13 protein-coding genes are annotated in these 14,280 nt (G+C 36.0%); 5 read left to right on the forward strand and 8 right to left on the reverse strand.

The genetic code is table 11. The annotated features are described in order from the left end of the window. Positions 1–73: 73 nt before the first annotated feature. Both CQ046_RS01420 and CQ046_RS01425 read right to left on the reverse strand, forming a co-directional pair. A complete protein-coding gene (locus tag CQ046_RS01420) occupies positions 74–994 on the reverse strand; it encodes a M28 family peptidase (protein ID WP_105700540.1) in 921 nt (306 codons plus the stop codon). Positions 995–1,162: 168 nt separating this feature from the next. Continuing rightward, the gene (locus tag CQ046_RS01425) at positions 1,163–1,552 is read right to left on the reverse strand and encodes a DUF4293 domain-containing protein (RefSeq protein ID WP_105700541.1); all 390 of its coding nucleotides are present in this window, start codon (positions 1,550–1,552) and stop codon (positions 1,163–1,165) included. A gap of 143 nt (positions 1,553–1,695) precedes the next feature. Here CQ046_RS01425 and rho point away from each other — a divergent pair, with 143 nt between their 5' ends. Together rho and CQ046_RS01435 are read left to right on the forward strand one after the other, a co-directional pair. Next, positions 1,696–3,525 (forward strand): transcription termination factor Rho, encoded by a 1,830-nt coding sequence (gene rho, locus CQ046_RS01430; protein WP_105700542.1) that lies wholly within the window; start codon positions 1,696–1,698, stop codon positions 3,523–3,525. 277 nt (positions 3,526–3,802) lie between these two features. Continuing rightward, positions 3,803–4,399 carry a superoxide dismutase gene (locus CQ046_RS01435; protein ID WP_105700543.1) on the forward strand — a complete coding sequence of 199 codons (597 nt, stop codon included), beginning with the start codon at positions 3,803–3,805 and terminating at the stop codon, positions 4,397–4,399. A 71-nt stretch (positions 4,400–4,470) separates the two neighbouring features. Here CQ046_RS01435 and CQ046_RS01440 read toward each other — a convergent pair whose 3' ends face one another. Both CQ046_RS01440 and CQ046_RS01445 read right to left on the reverse strand, forming a co-directional pair. Further along, complete coding sequence (locus tag CQ046_RS01440; protein ID WP_105700544.1) at positions 4,471–4,890, reverse strand: DUF6146 family protein; 420 nt, start codon at positions 4,888–4,890, stop codon at positions 4,471–4,473. Between the two features lie 51 nt (positions 4,891–4,941). Beyond that, positions 4,942–6,129 (reverse strand): endonuclease, encoded by a 1,188-nt coding sequence (locus tag CQ046_RS01445; RefSeq protein WP_105700545.1) that lies wholly within the window; start codon positions 6,127–6,129, stop codon positions 4,942–4,944. A 250-nt stretch (positions 6,130–6,379) separates the two neighbouring features. Here CQ046_RS01445 and CQ046_RS01450 point away from each other — a divergent pair, with 250 nt between their 5' ends. The 3 genes from CQ046_RS01450 (at position 6,380) to CQ046_RS01460 (ending at position 11,348) form a co-directional block, all read left to right on the forward strand. Next, complete coding sequence (locus tag CQ046_RS01450; protein WP_105700546.1) at positions 6,380–9,256, forward strand: carboxypeptidase-like regulatory domain-containing protein; 2,877 nt, start codon at positions 6,380–6,382, stop codon at positions 9,254–9,256. 26 nt (positions 9,257–9,282) lie between these two features. After that, positions 9,283–10,689: a DUF5689 domain-containing protein gene (locus CQ046_RS01455; RefSeq protein WP_105700547.1), complete on the forward strand. Its 1,407-nt coding sequence runs from the start codon at positions 9,283–9,285 to the stop codon at positions 10,687–10,689. Positions 10,690–10,841: 152 nt separating this feature from the next. Beyond that, a complete protein-coding gene (locus CQ046_RS01460; RefSeq protein WP_105700548.1) occupies positions 10,842–11,348 on the forward strand; it encodes a hypothetical protein in 507 nt (168 codons plus the stop codon). A 42-nt stretch (positions 11,349–11,390) separates the two neighbouring features. Here CQ046_RS01460 and CQ046_RS01465 read toward each other — a convergent pair whose 3' ends face one another. The 4 genes from CQ046_RS01465 to CQ046_RS01480 form a co-directional block, all read right to left on the reverse strand. Beyond that, a complete protein-coding gene (locus CQ046_RS01465; protein ID WP_105700549.1) occupies positions 11,391–11,942 on the reverse strand; it encodes an inclusion body family protein in 552 nt (183 codons plus the stop codon). Positions 11,943–12,212: 270 nt separating this feature from the next. Then, positions 12,213–12,683: a DUF6702 family protein gene (locus CQ046_RS01470; RefSeq protein WP_185126126.1), complete on the reverse strand. Its 471-nt coding sequence runs from the start codon at positions 12,681–12,683 to the stop codon at positions 12,213–12,215. 58 nt (positions 12,684–12,741) lie between these two features. Continuing rightward, positions 12,742–13,494 (reverse strand): TIGR00730 family Rossman fold protein, encoded by a 753-nt coding sequence (locus CQ046_RS01475; protein WP_105700551.1) that lies wholly within the window; start codon positions 13,492–13,494, stop codon positions 12,742–12,744. Between the two features lie 8 nt (positions 13,495–13,502). Then, positions 13,503–14,216 carry an NDP-sugar synthase gene (locus CQ046_RS01480; RefSeq protein ID WP_105700552.1) on the reverse strand — a complete coding sequence of 238 codons (714 nt, stop codon included), beginning with the start codon at positions 14,214–14,216 and terminating at the stop codon, positions 13,503–13,505. Between the last annotated feature and the right edge of the window lie 64 nt (positions 14,217–14,280).

A 14,280-nucleotide genomic window follows, 5' to 3' on the forward strand; every position in this document is an offset into this window, starting at 1 on the left:
ATAAAAGATAAAAAAAGAAGATGAATTAATGAAAAAAACCGCTGAAATAGCGGTTTTTATATGATGGTTTTATTTAAAATTTGACCTGGTCATTATATTTTGGTGCAAAATTTTTAGGACTCAGTTTGTCCAGTGTTTTTCCAAAGTTATTGATGATCTGTGTCATATTATCGAAATTTACAATGTTGATATCGTCATTTTCGTGGTGATAATGAGAAGCTTTTGTCATATCAACGGTAGAGAATGAGTGAGCAATGATTTTCTTTTTTACAAAGCTTACATTGTCTGAACGGTAAAATAATTGTTGCCTTGCATAAGGATCTGCATTTATTTTTAATCCGTTCACTGCATTTTGATTAAAAAGTTCATCAAGATCTGAGAATCCGTCTCCCGTCATATATAATGCATTTTTCCCCCATTGAGATTCTGTTGCGACCATTTCAAAATTGAAAAGTGCGGTCATCTTATTATAAATAGGATCTAAGTTTTTATCTGTTGAAATAGCTCTTGAACCCAGCATTCCTTTTTCTTCACCATTAAATGCCATGAAGACCATGGAGAATTCCGGTTTTTTGTTTTTAAAATAATCGGCGATGCCTACCAGAGTTGTAATTCCGCTGGCATCATCATCTGCTCCGTTGTAAATATTGTCTCCTGTTTTATCACTGGTTCCGATATGATCAAAATGTCCTGAGAATCCCAAATACTGATCTGTTTTTCCTTTTTTGACACCGCAGACATTGTATACTGTTTTTCCATTATAGTCAAATGGTACTAAATAGGATTTTCCTGTACAGTATTCCAGATTGTTTTCTTTGAAAAGTTTAGCAATATAATTGGCGGCATTTTCATTTTCCTGAGTTCCGATTTCACGGCCTTTCATTTCATCTGAGGCCAGTGTAGAAAGGACTGTTTTTACCCTTTCTTTGGAAACTTCCTGTGCAAAGGTAAATATGGAGAAAAGTGATAAAGTAAAATAAGTTAGCTTTTTCATTGTCTTTAATTGAAAGTTATATGATCTGTCGTGGTTTCAGTTAAAATGTTGCATGAATGTACATAAATTAATTGATCTGACAGAGTAGAAGTATAAAATAGGAGTAGATGAAAAATAAAAAACAGCTCCTAAAAAGAAGCTGTTCTCACTCAAAAAATCGTTGTAAGGTTATCGAAGTCTGTCTACAGATTTTACGAGCCTCTCATCTTTACGGATGTAAACATTTGCTATAAGCAGACATATCACCGCAATTAATGGGAAAATTGGCTCAATACCCTTCTCAGGAAAATGAATTCCTCCGGATAAGTTGAGTAACCAGTACGCCAATACACCAATCAACAAAACGTTTATAATGATGCTGATGGTATTCAGCAAAATTTGTCTTTTTCTGTTTTTGAAACTAAAAATACTTAATGCTCCAATAATAACAAGGATTATACATCCCATATTAAGTAAAGGAATACTGTCTGAAATGACAACATCCTGTCCCGTTATAAAAAGGAAAACAGCAGCTAAAACTGCTAATAATGTCCAAATAGTTTGTATTCTCTGTAGCATTGAATATTAAATTCTTGGCAAAAATAACATAAATTTTGCACAATTCAAAAATAAGTGTAGATTTGCACTATACAATGTACTTGAAAACCAAAGTCGCCGGACTTACTTTTCTTACTCACAATTAATTACATTTTTACATAAATATGTTTAACATAGAAACGTTAAGGTCAAAATCCGTAACGGAACTGACTAAAATCTTAAAAGATTTGGGCGTTAAAGTTGCAAGAACCAGCAATGAAAATGACAAGATCTTTGCTATTCTTGACTTTCAGGCTTCTAACCCTAAAGTTGCAAAAGATTATTTCAACGCCACAGAAACTACCAGTGTAACCACTGAAGAGGCTCCAGCAGAAAAACCTGCTAAAGCCCCGGCAAGAAAAGCTGCTCCTAAAAAACCAGCAGCCAAGCCAAAAACAAACACAAATACAAAAGCTCCGGCAGAAGAACCTAAAGCAGAAGAGAAAGTAGAAGAAAAGGTACCCGCTTCTGAAGAAATAAAACCGGAAGAACCCAAAGCTGAAGTAGCCGCAGCAACTGAAGAATCAGCAGCAAGTGCTCAAGCTAAAAAGAAAAGAAAAAGAGTTTCTACCAATACAGCTAATACAGAAGTATCTCAGGAAAGACCAGAAACTCCAAAAAACACAGAATCTCAAGAGCCTGCTCAGGCTGATGAAAAGCCTAACAATCCTCAACAACAACAGGCTAACAGACCTCAAAAAGGACACAACCATCCACAGAACAGTGGAAACCAACATAAAAACCAAAACCAACACCAGCAGCATCAAAACCAAAATCAGAATCAAAACAGACATTCTGAAAAGGCAGAAGAGCAGCACGACCATAAAAAAGAATTCAATTTCGATGGATTGGTAAGCATTGAAGGTGTTTTGGAAATTTTACCTGATAACTACGGATTTTTACGTTCCTCAGACTTCAGCTATATCTCTTCTCCGGATGATGTGTATGTATCTACAGCACAGATCAGGAATTATGGGTTGAAAACCGGAGATACCGTGAAAGGAATTGTAAGACTTCCGAAAGAAGGAGAGAAATACTTTTCATTATTAAAACCAACAGAAGTTAACGGACGTGATCTTGCATTCATCAAAGACCGTGTTGCTTTTGAGTATCTTACTCCGCTTTTCCCGGAAGAAAAATTCAATTTGGCAGGAAGCAATTCTACGATTTCTACCAGAATTGTAGATCTATTTGCCCCTATTGGAAAAGGTCAGAGAGCAATGATCGTTGCACAACCTAAAACAGGTAAGACGATGTTGCTAAAAGATATTGCAAACTCTATTGCAGCCAACCACCCGGAAGTGTATATGATGGTTCTTTTGATTGATGAACGTCCGGAAGAGGTTACTGACATGGAAAGAAGCGTAAATGCAGAAGTAATTGCTTCTACATTTGATGAAGCAGCAGAAAAACACGTGAAAGTAGCCAACCTTGTTCTTGCAAAAGCACAAAGAATGGTAGAATGCGGACATGATGTAGTGATCTTACTGGATTCCATTACAAGATTGGCAAGAGCGTATAACACGGTAACGCCTGCATCTGGTAAAGTACTTTCCGGTGGGGTAGATGCTAATGCTCTTCACAAGCCAAAAAGATTCTTTGGAGCTGCAAGAAAAATTGAAGGAGGAGGATCTCTTACTATTATTGCAACAGCATTGATTGATACAGGATCTAAAATGGATGAAGTAATCTTTGAAGAATTCAAAGGTACAGGTAACATGGAACTTCAGTTAGACAGAAAAATTGCTAACAGAAGAATCTATCCTGCTATTGATCTTATTTCTTCCAGTACACGTAGAGATGATCTGCTTCTGGATGAAGTGACTTCTCAGAGAATGTGGATCTTCAGAAAATATCTTTCTGAAATGAATCCCGTAGAAGCAATGGAATTTGTTAATAAAAACATCAAAGGAACTCTGAATAATGAAGAATTCCTGATGTCTATGAATAAATAAATAAATTTAATTTAATATTGTTAAATAGAAAGCACGGATCATTTTGATTCGTGCTTTTTTAGGACTTAATCCAAAGATTAGAAGCCGCAAGTCTAATATTTAAATTAAAAAAAGCCTTTTAAATATCCATCTTCCCCCTTCAAACTTCCTTACTCCCAAAATTTAATTCATTCTAAATCAATGTATCAATGTTAAAGATTTATTAAAGTAATCTACAATCCTTGATAATACCTTAAATATTGGCTATTTTTGGGTTATAACATTAAAAATAAAGATTATGTCATTTGAATTACCAAAACTAGGATATGCATATGATGCATTAGAGCCGACTATTGATGCAAAAACTATGGAAATCCACCATACAAAACACCACCAGGCATATATTGACAATTTAAATAAAGCAATTGAAGGAACTGAGCTAGCAGGAAAAACAATCGAAGAAATCTGCCAGACAGGTACTGACAAGCCAGCTGTAAGAAATAATGGAGGAGGACACTTCAACCACTCTTTATTCTGGGAAATTTTAACGCCAGGAGGAAGCAAAGAGCCTGTAGGAAATGTAAAAGCTGCCATCGAAAACTACGGTGGTCTTGAGAAATTCAAAAATGATTTTTCTGATGCTGCTAAAACAAGATTCGGTTCAGGATGGGCTTGGTTGGTAAAAAATGCTGACGGTTCTGTATCTGTATCTTCTACACCAAACCAGGATAACCCATTAATGCCTGTAGCAGACGTTAAAGGAACTCCGGTTTTAGGATTAGACGTTTGGGAGCACGCTTATTATTTAAACTATCAAAACAGAAGACCTGACTATGTTTCTGCATTCTTCGATGTAGTAAACTGGGATAAAGTAGAAGAATTATTCAATAAATAATTTTCAGCTATTATAAAAATGAAAAGGTTCAGAATTACTCTGAACCTTTTTTATTAGATGTAATGGTGAAACTATCTTATTGCATCGCTTCCGGATAATCCGTTCATTCTTAATTTATATTTCCAGTTCACATACACGAAGACCTGGTATAATTTATATTCAAACTTGATCCCGTAGTTTTCCTTAGGATCGTAATCTATTCCAGATTCTATAACATTTCTGTATCTCCCGGAATTATAATAACTGTTCCATTCGTTGACCAAAAATGTGTTTTTTGTTTTCAGATAAGATTCTGTATACTGGCTGATGGGTTTGGCTACAGCACTCAGAAAATAATCAAACTGGGTGTCAATAACCGTAAGATCCCATTCTCCTTCTTCATTTTTAGAAGGCTTCATTTCATGCTGCTCTTTATCTTTCTTTGGTGTTTCCTGAGAAAAACAACTGAAAGGTACCAATGCAATCATTACTAATAAAATACTATTTTTCATGATAAAGGTATTTACATAAAAAAAGCACTCCAATAAGAGTGCCTAACTTTTTTATGGTTCTTTCTGGAGAACTACAAATGCCGGAAAGTGGTCACTGTAGCCTCCTGTAAACTGGTCACCATTCCAGGATCTGAAAGGATATCCCTTGTAATTTCCTTCTTTATTGACTAAATAAGCCGGAGCAAAGATTTCTGCTTTGTACACAGAATATTCTTTAGTTACCTGATCTGAAATAACGTTTTTAGAAACAATAATCTGGTCAAACAGGTTGGGTGCATCCTGATACGCAAGAGAAGCGACTCCTTTCTTATATAAAGGATACATCAGGTTAAGATAAGGTGTTTCTTCACTTAAATCTTTAGGGCTTGCCTGAGCTTTCAAATGATTTTTTAAACTTGGACTTACAGGATCATCATTAAAATCTCCCATTGCAAAAAGCTTAGTTGTTGGATCCGCAGCTCTTACACTGTCCATCTGTTGTTTTAACAAAGCAGCGGCAGCATTTCTTTTAGGTAAAGAAATAGCTTCACCACCTCTTCTTGAAGGCCAGTGGTTCATGAAAAATGCTACTTTCTCATTATCTAAAAAACCTGTTACCACAAGGATATCTCTGGTATATTCTCTTCTTCCGTTGTCACCATAAATGACCAGTTCTTTTTTTAATGAATTAGTTGGGGTGAATCTTCTTTTCTGATAGATTAATGCAACATCAATTCCTCTATAGTCATAAGAATTGTAATGAATGATTCCGTAATCATATTTTTTTAAAGCAGGTTCATTCACAAGATCCTGGATTACCTGTCTGTTTTCAACCTCAATTAATCCAACTACTGCAGGAGCTGTTTTGGTATATTGTGCTCCCATTTCAGAAATTACCTTCGCTTCGTTAGCCAGTTTTGCTTTATAAATTTTTGACCCATAGTTCTTTGCACTTTTAGGCGTAAATTCATCAGAGCCACTTTGTTCTCTTACTACTTTTTTCCCTTTTAAAGCACTGTCACTCCACGGCCCATCATATTTTTCAGATTCCAGAATTTTGATAGAATCTATAGGAATACTTCTGTGGAAAGCAGGATTCTTAATGTCTTTGGTTCCGTCGATATAATCTGCTGATCGAATAGTGTCCCAAAGGTTTTCAACGTTTAAAAAACCTACGGTAGCTACTTTTCTCAGTTTTCCTTGTTGTGAGAATGCCATGATTGAAATAAGGATGGCAAACAGACTTAAAAATCTCTTCATTTATTTAGAGTTATTATTAATACTATTTAATTTGCAAATTTACTTTTTTTTAATTCACTGTATTTTAAATATTTGTAAATTTAAAAGCAACAATCTTATCATCATTTATATAATGATTCTTAAAAGTTTGCAATGTTAAGAAAAATTTACGTTAAAAAAGTTGTGAATTATAAAATTTAACTAAATTTGTGCCCCCAACTTTTAAACTGTTGAGAATTAATAAGAAAAGTATTAAAAAATTAATATACTCATGATTAAAAAACTATCATTGATCTCTTTATTTACTTTGCTGCCTGCGTCGTATTATTATGCGCAGACAACAGTGTATGCGTATCTTAAGGATGCGGATGGCAAGCCTGTGGAGCAAGCAAGTGTAGATTTAAAAGGAGCAGGAAATGATGCAAAGGCAGACAAGATCGGTTATTTCCAATTTACTGACTTGATGCCCGGACATTATCAGATTATGGTTACAAAACCAAATTTCGAAACGAAAATTTTTGAATTTGACGTAACTAGTGATGAGAAAAGAAAAGATCTTGGAGTAATTACTCTTTATTCTGCATTGAATGGTGCAGATCAGGGTTTGGCTATTGTAGAGGATTCAGGAGAAAGTGACAGCGGTGGAGCACAGCAAACTGCAACAGTAGGATTGCTGCAGTCTTCTCAGGATGTATTCAACAGAATTGCAAGTTTCGATTTAGGGCCATACTGGTTCCGACCGAGAGGAATTGATAGCAGAACAGGTGAGAATATGATCAATGGGGTTTCTATGGCCGCTGCAGATAATGGAGACGTAGACTTCAGTACATGGGGAGGATTGAATGAAATTACCCGTTACCCGGAAATTTCTGCTAACCATGCGCCTTCCGAATATGCTTTCGGAGGAACTACCGGAGTATTTTATAAGAATACTAAAGCCAGTGAATACAGAAAAGGAAGTCAGTTGACCTACTCTCTGACAAACAGAAACTATACCAACAGATTATCTTACAGATTCTCTTCCGGAATGAGCAAGAACGGATGGGCATTTACAGGAATGATTGCAAGAAGATGGGCACAGGAAGGGATCCAGGATGGTACTGCCTACGATGCATACAGCGGATATCTTGGTATTGAGAAGAAATTCAGCGACAGCCACACCATGACGTTGAATGCCATTGGTTCCAAATATTCAAGAAGCTCTTCAAGTCCAAGTACTCAGGAAGTATATGACTTCAGAGGAGTTCATTATAACTCTTACTGGGGATGGCAAAACGGAGATAAAAGAAATGAAAGAGTGAAAAGAGGTTTCCAGCCGATGATCCAATTACAGGATTTCTGGAAAATCAATAAAAACTCTCAATTATGGACGTCTGTTTCTTACCAGTTCGGTAAAGAATACAGTTCAAGGTTAGATTGGTACAGAGCCAATAACCCATCTCCAACCTATTACCGTAATTTACCAAGCTATTGGTTAAACTATACAAACCCAGCACCAGAACAGGCTGCGAACATCGGAATTACCAGAGACTGGTGGACGAATGATGATCAGTCTCATACGCAGATCAACTGGGATAATCTTTACAATGCCAACAGAAACGTAGAATATAATGCTACGCTTGGTGGTAGAAGAGCTGCTTATTATCTTGTGGATGATGTAAAAGATGATAAAGTATGGAATCTAGCTACTCACTATACTTATAACTTTAATGATACATCCCGTTTCATTTTAAACGTATCTTACCAAAACTACAGATCTGAACAGTACAGAGAAGTAAACGATCTTTTAGGTGCTGATTTCGCCCTGAATATGGATCCGTTTGCATCCAATACCACTGCAGGAAGTGTTTGGGGTAAATTTAACACAAGAGAAAGCGATAGAGATGTTGCCAAAAGAGAAGGTGACAAAATAGGGTACAGTTATATTTTCAGAAGACAGGAATTTAAAATTAACCCTGCTTTCAAATTTGCAACAGGGAAATTTGATGTTTTCATTTCCGGACTTTTCGGGTATACAACAAACAGCAGAGAGGGATTGTTCCAACACTATCTGTATGAGTCTTCTTACGGAAAAGGTGCAGACCAGAACTTCTGGAATGCAGGGATTAAAGGTCAGGTTACGTACAAAATCAACGGTAGAAATTTCTTAGTTTATAACGGAGCTTACTTTTCGCAGTCTCCTTTCTTAAATGATATTTATTTTAATACAAGAGTAAGTGGTGTTACGACTCCGGGTATCAAGAACGTTGTTGTTGATGCAAACGACTTGAGTTACGTAATCTCTACCCCGATCTTAAAACTTAGATTGACAGGTTACCTTGTTAATACTCAGAACGAAACAAGTGTACAAAGATATTTTGCACAGGGAGTTAAATTGACAACGCTTACTGAAAGCGGAGATCAGGCTCCTATTCAGGATGGTGCTTTCATTACACAGGTATTGGCTGGAGCTAATAAGAGAAACATGGGTATTGAGCTTGGTGCACAATTGAAAGTTACTCCTACTTTGACAGCGAGTGGATTATTAAGCTTAGGACAGTATACCTATACAAACAATCCTACAGTTTATTTTGCATCTGATGCTGTGGGAACATTCAGAGAGCTTGACGGAAGTGGAAATATAGTATCAAGATCTTATACGAACATGGGTGAAGCTACTCTTAAAAACTACAGACAAGGGGGAACTCCTCAGGAGGCATATACTTTAGGTCTTCGTTACAGCAGCCCTAAATACTGGTGGTTGGGAGCAACATGGAACTATTTCGGACATTCGTTCTTAGATCCGTCTCCGGTAACCAGAACAGCAAGATTCTATACCAACCCTAATACACCGGGAGTACCTTATGACAACGTAAATGAGGAAGAGCTGGCAAGAGTTCTTACGCCTACAAAACTACCTTCAGCATTCTTCTTTAATGTAAATGCAGGTAAGTCCTGGATGATTGGTAAGTATTATGTATTGGTGTCTGCATCGGTAAATAACATCCTTAATAACAGAAACTTTATTACAGGAGGATTTGAGCAGACGAGAAACGTTAACTATACTGACTATGCTAATGATTACGACAGCGGAAACATGGTATTCGCTCCTAAATATTGGTATAACCAGGGTAGATCTTATTTTGTGAACCTTCAATTCAGATTCTAAAAAAATTAAATTAAAAATCGAAAACAATGAAAAATATATATTTTAAAGCGGCGATCTTTAGTGCCATTTCAATGCTGGCATTCTCGTCTTGTGTAAAAACTGATGATTATGACGTGCCGGAAATCAAATGTACCAACAAATTTGCAGCCGCTAACCACCAGTTATCAGAGCTTGCAACGATTGCAAAAGTAAAACCTGCTGAAGCTGATATCATTAAAGAAGATTATATTGTTGAAGCTTATGTTTCTTCAAGCGATGAGTCTGGAAATATTTATAAAATGATGTTCCTTCAAGATAAACCTGAAAACCCAACTCAAGGTATCGAAATTGATATCGATGGTGGTAACCAATATCTTGATTTCCCAACTGGAGCTTTAGTTAGAATCAACCTTAAAGGATTGATCGTTCAAGGTGTGAATGGAAACATTAAAGTAGGTTCTTATGATCCTAACTATCCAATCGGTAGAATTAATCCAAACAAAGTTTCAAATTATGTTGCAAGAGTGTGTGACGGACAAAAGCCAGTTGTAGCTGCAATGAAGCCGCTAGAGTTCGCTTCTATCTCAGATGCATTGAAAAATGGTGCTCACATCAACCAGCTTGTAAAAATTAAAAACGTTCAGTTTGAAGACCCGGAATTAACAAAAACTTTTGCTGATGAGTCAGCTACAGGTGACCGTTATATTACAGATAAAAAGGCAGGAAGATTAGACCTTCGTTTCAGTAACTATGCGACTTTTGCGAAGTCTCCGATTTCTCCTAAATATGCAAAAAGTGGTGATATCGTTCTTCTTTTAAGCCGTTACACAGGTACAAGCAACACTACAACTTATACAGAGCAGGCTTATATCAGAACTCTTGATGATATCAACTTCCCGAATGACAGATTCAACCCAGGTGAGCCGGAAGCTCCTTCTGCTTCTGCTGTAAACCTTTTTGCAGGATCTGATTTCGAAAACTGGGCAACTTTCTTAACAAGTGTAAACAGCTTCGGACTTAAGCCTTATGCTACACAAGGGGTTGGATTAGGATACAATGGTACAAATTCACTTCAGATTAAAGGAACACCTACAGCTAACGATTATGTATTTACATCTATCGCTACTACAGGAATCCCGGCTGTACCGAAAAGAATCACTATGTACATAAAAGGTACTGCAACAGGAAAAACACTTTCTTTCAACGTATATAAAGCAGGTGGAGGTTTCTATGTATTTAACCTAGGAACATTCTCTACAGGTGCTACTTTAGGTGTAGAAAGTGCTAACTCTTACACAGGATCCATCAACACAAACGGACAGTGGAGATTAGTTGAGCTTACTCTTACAGGTATTGCTGACATTAACACAACAGCTGGAAAAGATATGTTCGCTATCAAAACCGGAACTGGTGGAGTTTATGATGTTCAGATTGATAACATCAAAATTGAGTAGTACATTAGGATAAAATATAGTTCTAATACACTTTATAAAAATCCGGCAGCTTGAAAAGCTGCCGGATTTTATTTTTGATAGTTAGGATAAAGCTTAGTCAGCAGAGAATTTATACTTTTATTCCTGAAAATAAATAGTATTAAAAAATTAAGATGGAATATTTTATCTACGCATTGAATCATACTTATACTGATGAATCCCATACTGATACTAAATTTCTCGGTTTTTCCAATAGTATTGAAGACTTGGAGGAGTTAAAATCTAAAGCAGTTATTCTACCCGGATTCAGAGATTATCCGGAATGTTTTGTTACAGATCATTATATTTTAGATAAAGTACACTGGAATGAAGGATTTGAAGAGGTGATAGGAGAGATTGGCCGTGATTACATTGAAAAAGGTGATGACATAGATGAAAATTGTATTTCAATGAAAGGGCTAGGCTTAAATACTTTTTTCAGCGTAAGCCATTATTATACAATACACAAGTTTCTGGATGATGAAAGATATATTGGAGTATTTTCATCTTTAGAAAAAGCAGAAAATGCTATTGAGGAACTGAAAAACAAGCCTGGTTTTAGAGACCATCAAGATGATTTTAATATAAGTGAGCTTGATCTTGCAACACTTTTATGGAATACAGGATTTGGAAGCACATAAAAAACAAAAACCACCGCATCAGCAGTGGTTTTTTATTTTCTTTTATTTAACTGTAATTGTTGGATCCCAGTAAAAGTATCCGTAAAGGATTTGTTTATTACTATCCTTAGGATCTAAAATATAAAGCCCAAACTGTACATAAAAGTTCTCTGTCCCAGTAGATCTTACTTTTGAATCGATACTGGCAAAGCTGATATCTGCAGAGGTTGCAGGGAGACCGTTTAAAGAGTTTACATCCGGTACAGCAGCTTGTTTTCTTCTAACAGAATTGTATACGAAATTATTAAAAACCTGATCTCCGGACCAGTATTTAATATTATAAATAATAACCGCGTCATCCGAATTCTGATAAATTGAAGTTCCTCTGAATGAAACTACATCTCCGGCTCTTGCACTGAAGTTGAGGTCAGCAGAACCTTGTCCTGAAATAGCATTGGCATTTGAAACAATCATATGCTGGCTGTTGTGGTCAATTCCTACAGGTTTATTAGGATCTGTACTTGGATTTTTATATTTTTCCCGTACATAATCCGTGTCAATTACGATCAGGACATCTATTGCCTGACTGGACGATTTAAGTTCTATATCTTCCATGATATTTAGTTTTGTTTGGTGTTTTCTTACTCATTGGGCTTTTCAGATTCCGCCCCGTGATTAAAGTGATGCGGCTTCACCTGTTTGTAATTACTATACAAATGTACATTCCTGAAAATGAAAATATTAGAGTGAAAATGCTGAAATTTGAGATTACGTATTTGTACTTAATTAATCTCTCTGAAGTGATTTTTTTTATTCCCAAAAAAATACCCTGAAAAGTTCAACTTTTCAGGGTACCCATTTATAATGGTTAAATCTAATTCACGTTTAAAAAGAAACCTCGTTTACTTCTTTTCCTCTTTGGAAGTTCATTGTTTTCTGGCTGCCTTTGTAGGCAATATTCACCAGATTGATCTGCTTAGGAAAAGCGCTTAAAAGGATCGTATTTTTAATCTTTAAGGTGCTGATATCCGAAACGCCTCCGGTTTCAAAATACACCCATACAGTTTCTCCGCTGACCTGACTTCCTGTGAAGGTAATCGTTTTAGGAGTGCCATTGACAAATACATCAAAATTATTGTTCACATATTTCTTTACCTCTGCTTCAAATCCTGCCGTACTAGGGTTGATTTTAATAGCGTCAGAGATATGGCTTGTATTCATTTTTGTGGTAAACTTCAATGTCTTGCTTCCATCAATATAGTCCACTTTGGTCATTGAAGAGAAAAAGTCTACATACATAAAACTCATTAACACAAAAAATGTTAAAATTCCTGATATATATAAAAGTTTTTTCATCTTAATTAATAGATTTACAATCATGCTTGCTAGTTTTAAGTCACAAATAATATGCCAATTAGAAATTTACATTCACAGAATATTTATCATAAAAAGCCTTAATGTGTGCTACAGCCTCATCAGCAGTATCTACCACACGATAAAGATCGAGATCATCTTCAGCAATCATGCCTTCTTTTAACAGAGTGGCCTTGAACCAATCCAATAATCCTCCCCAAAATTCACTTCCTACCAAAACAATTGGGAATTTTCCAATTTTGTTGGTTTGAATCAGGGTCATCGCCTCAGTAAGCTCATCCAAAGTACCAAAACCTCCCGGCATTACTACGAATCCCTGAGAATATTTTACAAACATTACTTTTCTTACGAAAAAGTAATCAAAATTCATGGAGTAAGATTTGTTGATATAAGGATTAAAATGCTGTTCAAAAGGAAGATCAATATTAAGTCCGATAGATTTTCCCTTTGCATTAAAAGCACCTTTATTTCCTGCTTCCATAACCCCAGGACCGCCTCCGGTGATAATTCCGAAGCCTAGTTTGGTGATTTTTTCAGCAATATCTACCGCCATTTCATAATATTTGTTCTCCGGTTTCAGTCGGGCAGAACCAAATATAGAAACACACGGGCCGATTTTAGCCAGTTTTTCATATCCGTCTACAAATTCAGCCATGACCTTGAAGACCATCCAGCTGTCTTTAGCAATTGTCTCGTCCCAGGTTTTTTGTCTGAAACTGTTGTGTAGTTTTGTTTCGTTAATGTCAAGTTCCGGATTTACTAAACTTTCATCCCTCGTTCCATCAATTTCCATTGCAAAATTTATTTAAAATGTTTTTCGGCTTCTATTATGGACGAAGGTCTTCCAACATCAATAAGAATACTGTCATGTACAAAACCATGTATGTGCTCGGTCTGCATCAGATCCAGATATTCTTCCATAACAGAAAATTTGCCTGTTCTTTTTATTTTTTCAAAGATGACAGGATTGATGCAGTGAATTCCGCTGAAAGCTAGAGCTTTAAAGCCTTTATTGAATTCTGCCAGCCTTTGTTCACCTGTTTGAACATTCAGCCAGCCTCTCAAAACCAAATCATCATTGAAAAGGAGTTTTCTCGAACTCTCTCTGTCCGAAACCGCTAAAGTAGCAAAATCTTTTATCTTTTTGTGGTATTCTACCAATGCATTGATGTTCAGGTCTGTAAGAATATCAGCATTCATGATTAAAAAATCTTCTCCATGATCAAGAAATTTTCTTGCAAAAATCAAGCCGCCACCTGTTTCAAGGAGTTCATTGGTCTCATCAGAGATTTCAATCTTGCATCCGAAATTATTATTTTTATTTAAAAAATGAACAATCTGATCTCCAAAATGATGAATGTTGATGACAAAATCATTTATTCCGAAACTTTTCAGGTATTTGATATTTCTTTCCAGAAGCGGAACTTCGTTTACTTTGGCCAACGCTTTTGGATGGTGGTCTGTAAACGGTTTAAGCCTGGTTCCTTTTCCTGCTGCGAAAATTAGAGCTTTCATAATATTATAAGTAATGAGTGATTGGTAATGAGTAATATAAGTATAATTAGAAAATTACTTATTG

It is taken from the genome of Chryseobacterium sp. MYb7 (assembly GCF_002979455.1).
Classification (GTDB): domain Bacteria; phylum Bacteroidota; class Bacteroidia; order Flavobacteriales; family Weeksellaceae; genus Chryseobacterium.

What these genes read in the sequence shown, in the direction of transcription:
- CQ046_RS01460 (WP_105700548.1), top strand. Translation starts at nt 10,842, where the DNA reads ATGGAATATTTTATCTACGCATTGAATCATACTTATACTGATGAATCC.
- CQ046_RS01475 (WP_105700551.1), bottom strand. Translation starts at nt 13,494, where the DNA reads ATGGAAATTGATGGAACGAGGGATGAAAGTTTAGTAAATCCGGAACTT.
- CQ046_RS01480 (WP_105700552.1), bottom strand. Translation starts at nt 14,216, where the DNA reads ATGAAAGCTCTAATTTTCGCAGCAGGAAAAGGAACCAGGCTTAAACCG.
- rho (WP_105700542.1), top strand. Translation starts at nt 1,696, where the DNA reads ATGTTTAACATAGAAACGTTAAGGTCAAAATCCGTAACGGAACTGACT.
- CQ046_RS01425 (WP_105700541.1), bottom strand. Translation starts at nt 1,552, where the DNA reads ATGCTACAGAGAATACAAACTATTTGGACATTATTAGCAGTTTTAGCT.
- CQ046_RS01440 (WP_105700544.1), bottom strand. Translation starts at nt 4,890, where the DNA reads ATGAAAAATAGTATTTTATTAGTAATGATTGCATTGGTACCTTTCAGT.
- CQ046_RS01465 (WP_105700549.1), bottom strand. Translation starts at nt 11,942, where the DNA reads ATGGAAGATATAGAACTTAAATCGTCCAGTCAGGCAATAGATGTCCTG.
- CQ046_RS01445 (WP_105700545.1), bottom strand. Translation starts at nt 6,129, where the DNA reads ATGAAGAGATTTTTAAGTCTGTTTGCCATCCTTATTTCAATCATGGCA.
- CQ046_RS01435 (WP_105700543.1), top strand. Translation starts at nt 3,803, where the DNA reads ATGTCATTTGAATTACCAAAACTAGGATATGCATATGATGCATTAGAG.
- CQ046_RS01470 (WP_185126126.1), bottom strand. Translation starts at nt 12,683, where the DNA reads ATGAAAAAACTTTTATATATATCAGGAATTTTAACATTTTTTGTGTTA.
- CQ046_RS01420 (WP_105700540.1), bottom strand. Translation starts at nt 994, where the DNA reads ATGAAAAAGCTAACTTATTTTACTTTATCACTTTTCTCCATATTTACC.
- CQ046_RS01450 (WP_105700546.1), top strand. Translation starts at nt 6,380, where the DNA reads ATGATTAAAAAACTATCATTGATCTCTTTATTTACTTTGCTGCCTGCG.
- CQ046_RS01455 (WP_105700547.1), top strand. Translation starts at nt 9,283, where the DNA reads ATGAAAAATATATATTTTAAAGCGGCGATCTTTAGTGCCATTTCAATG.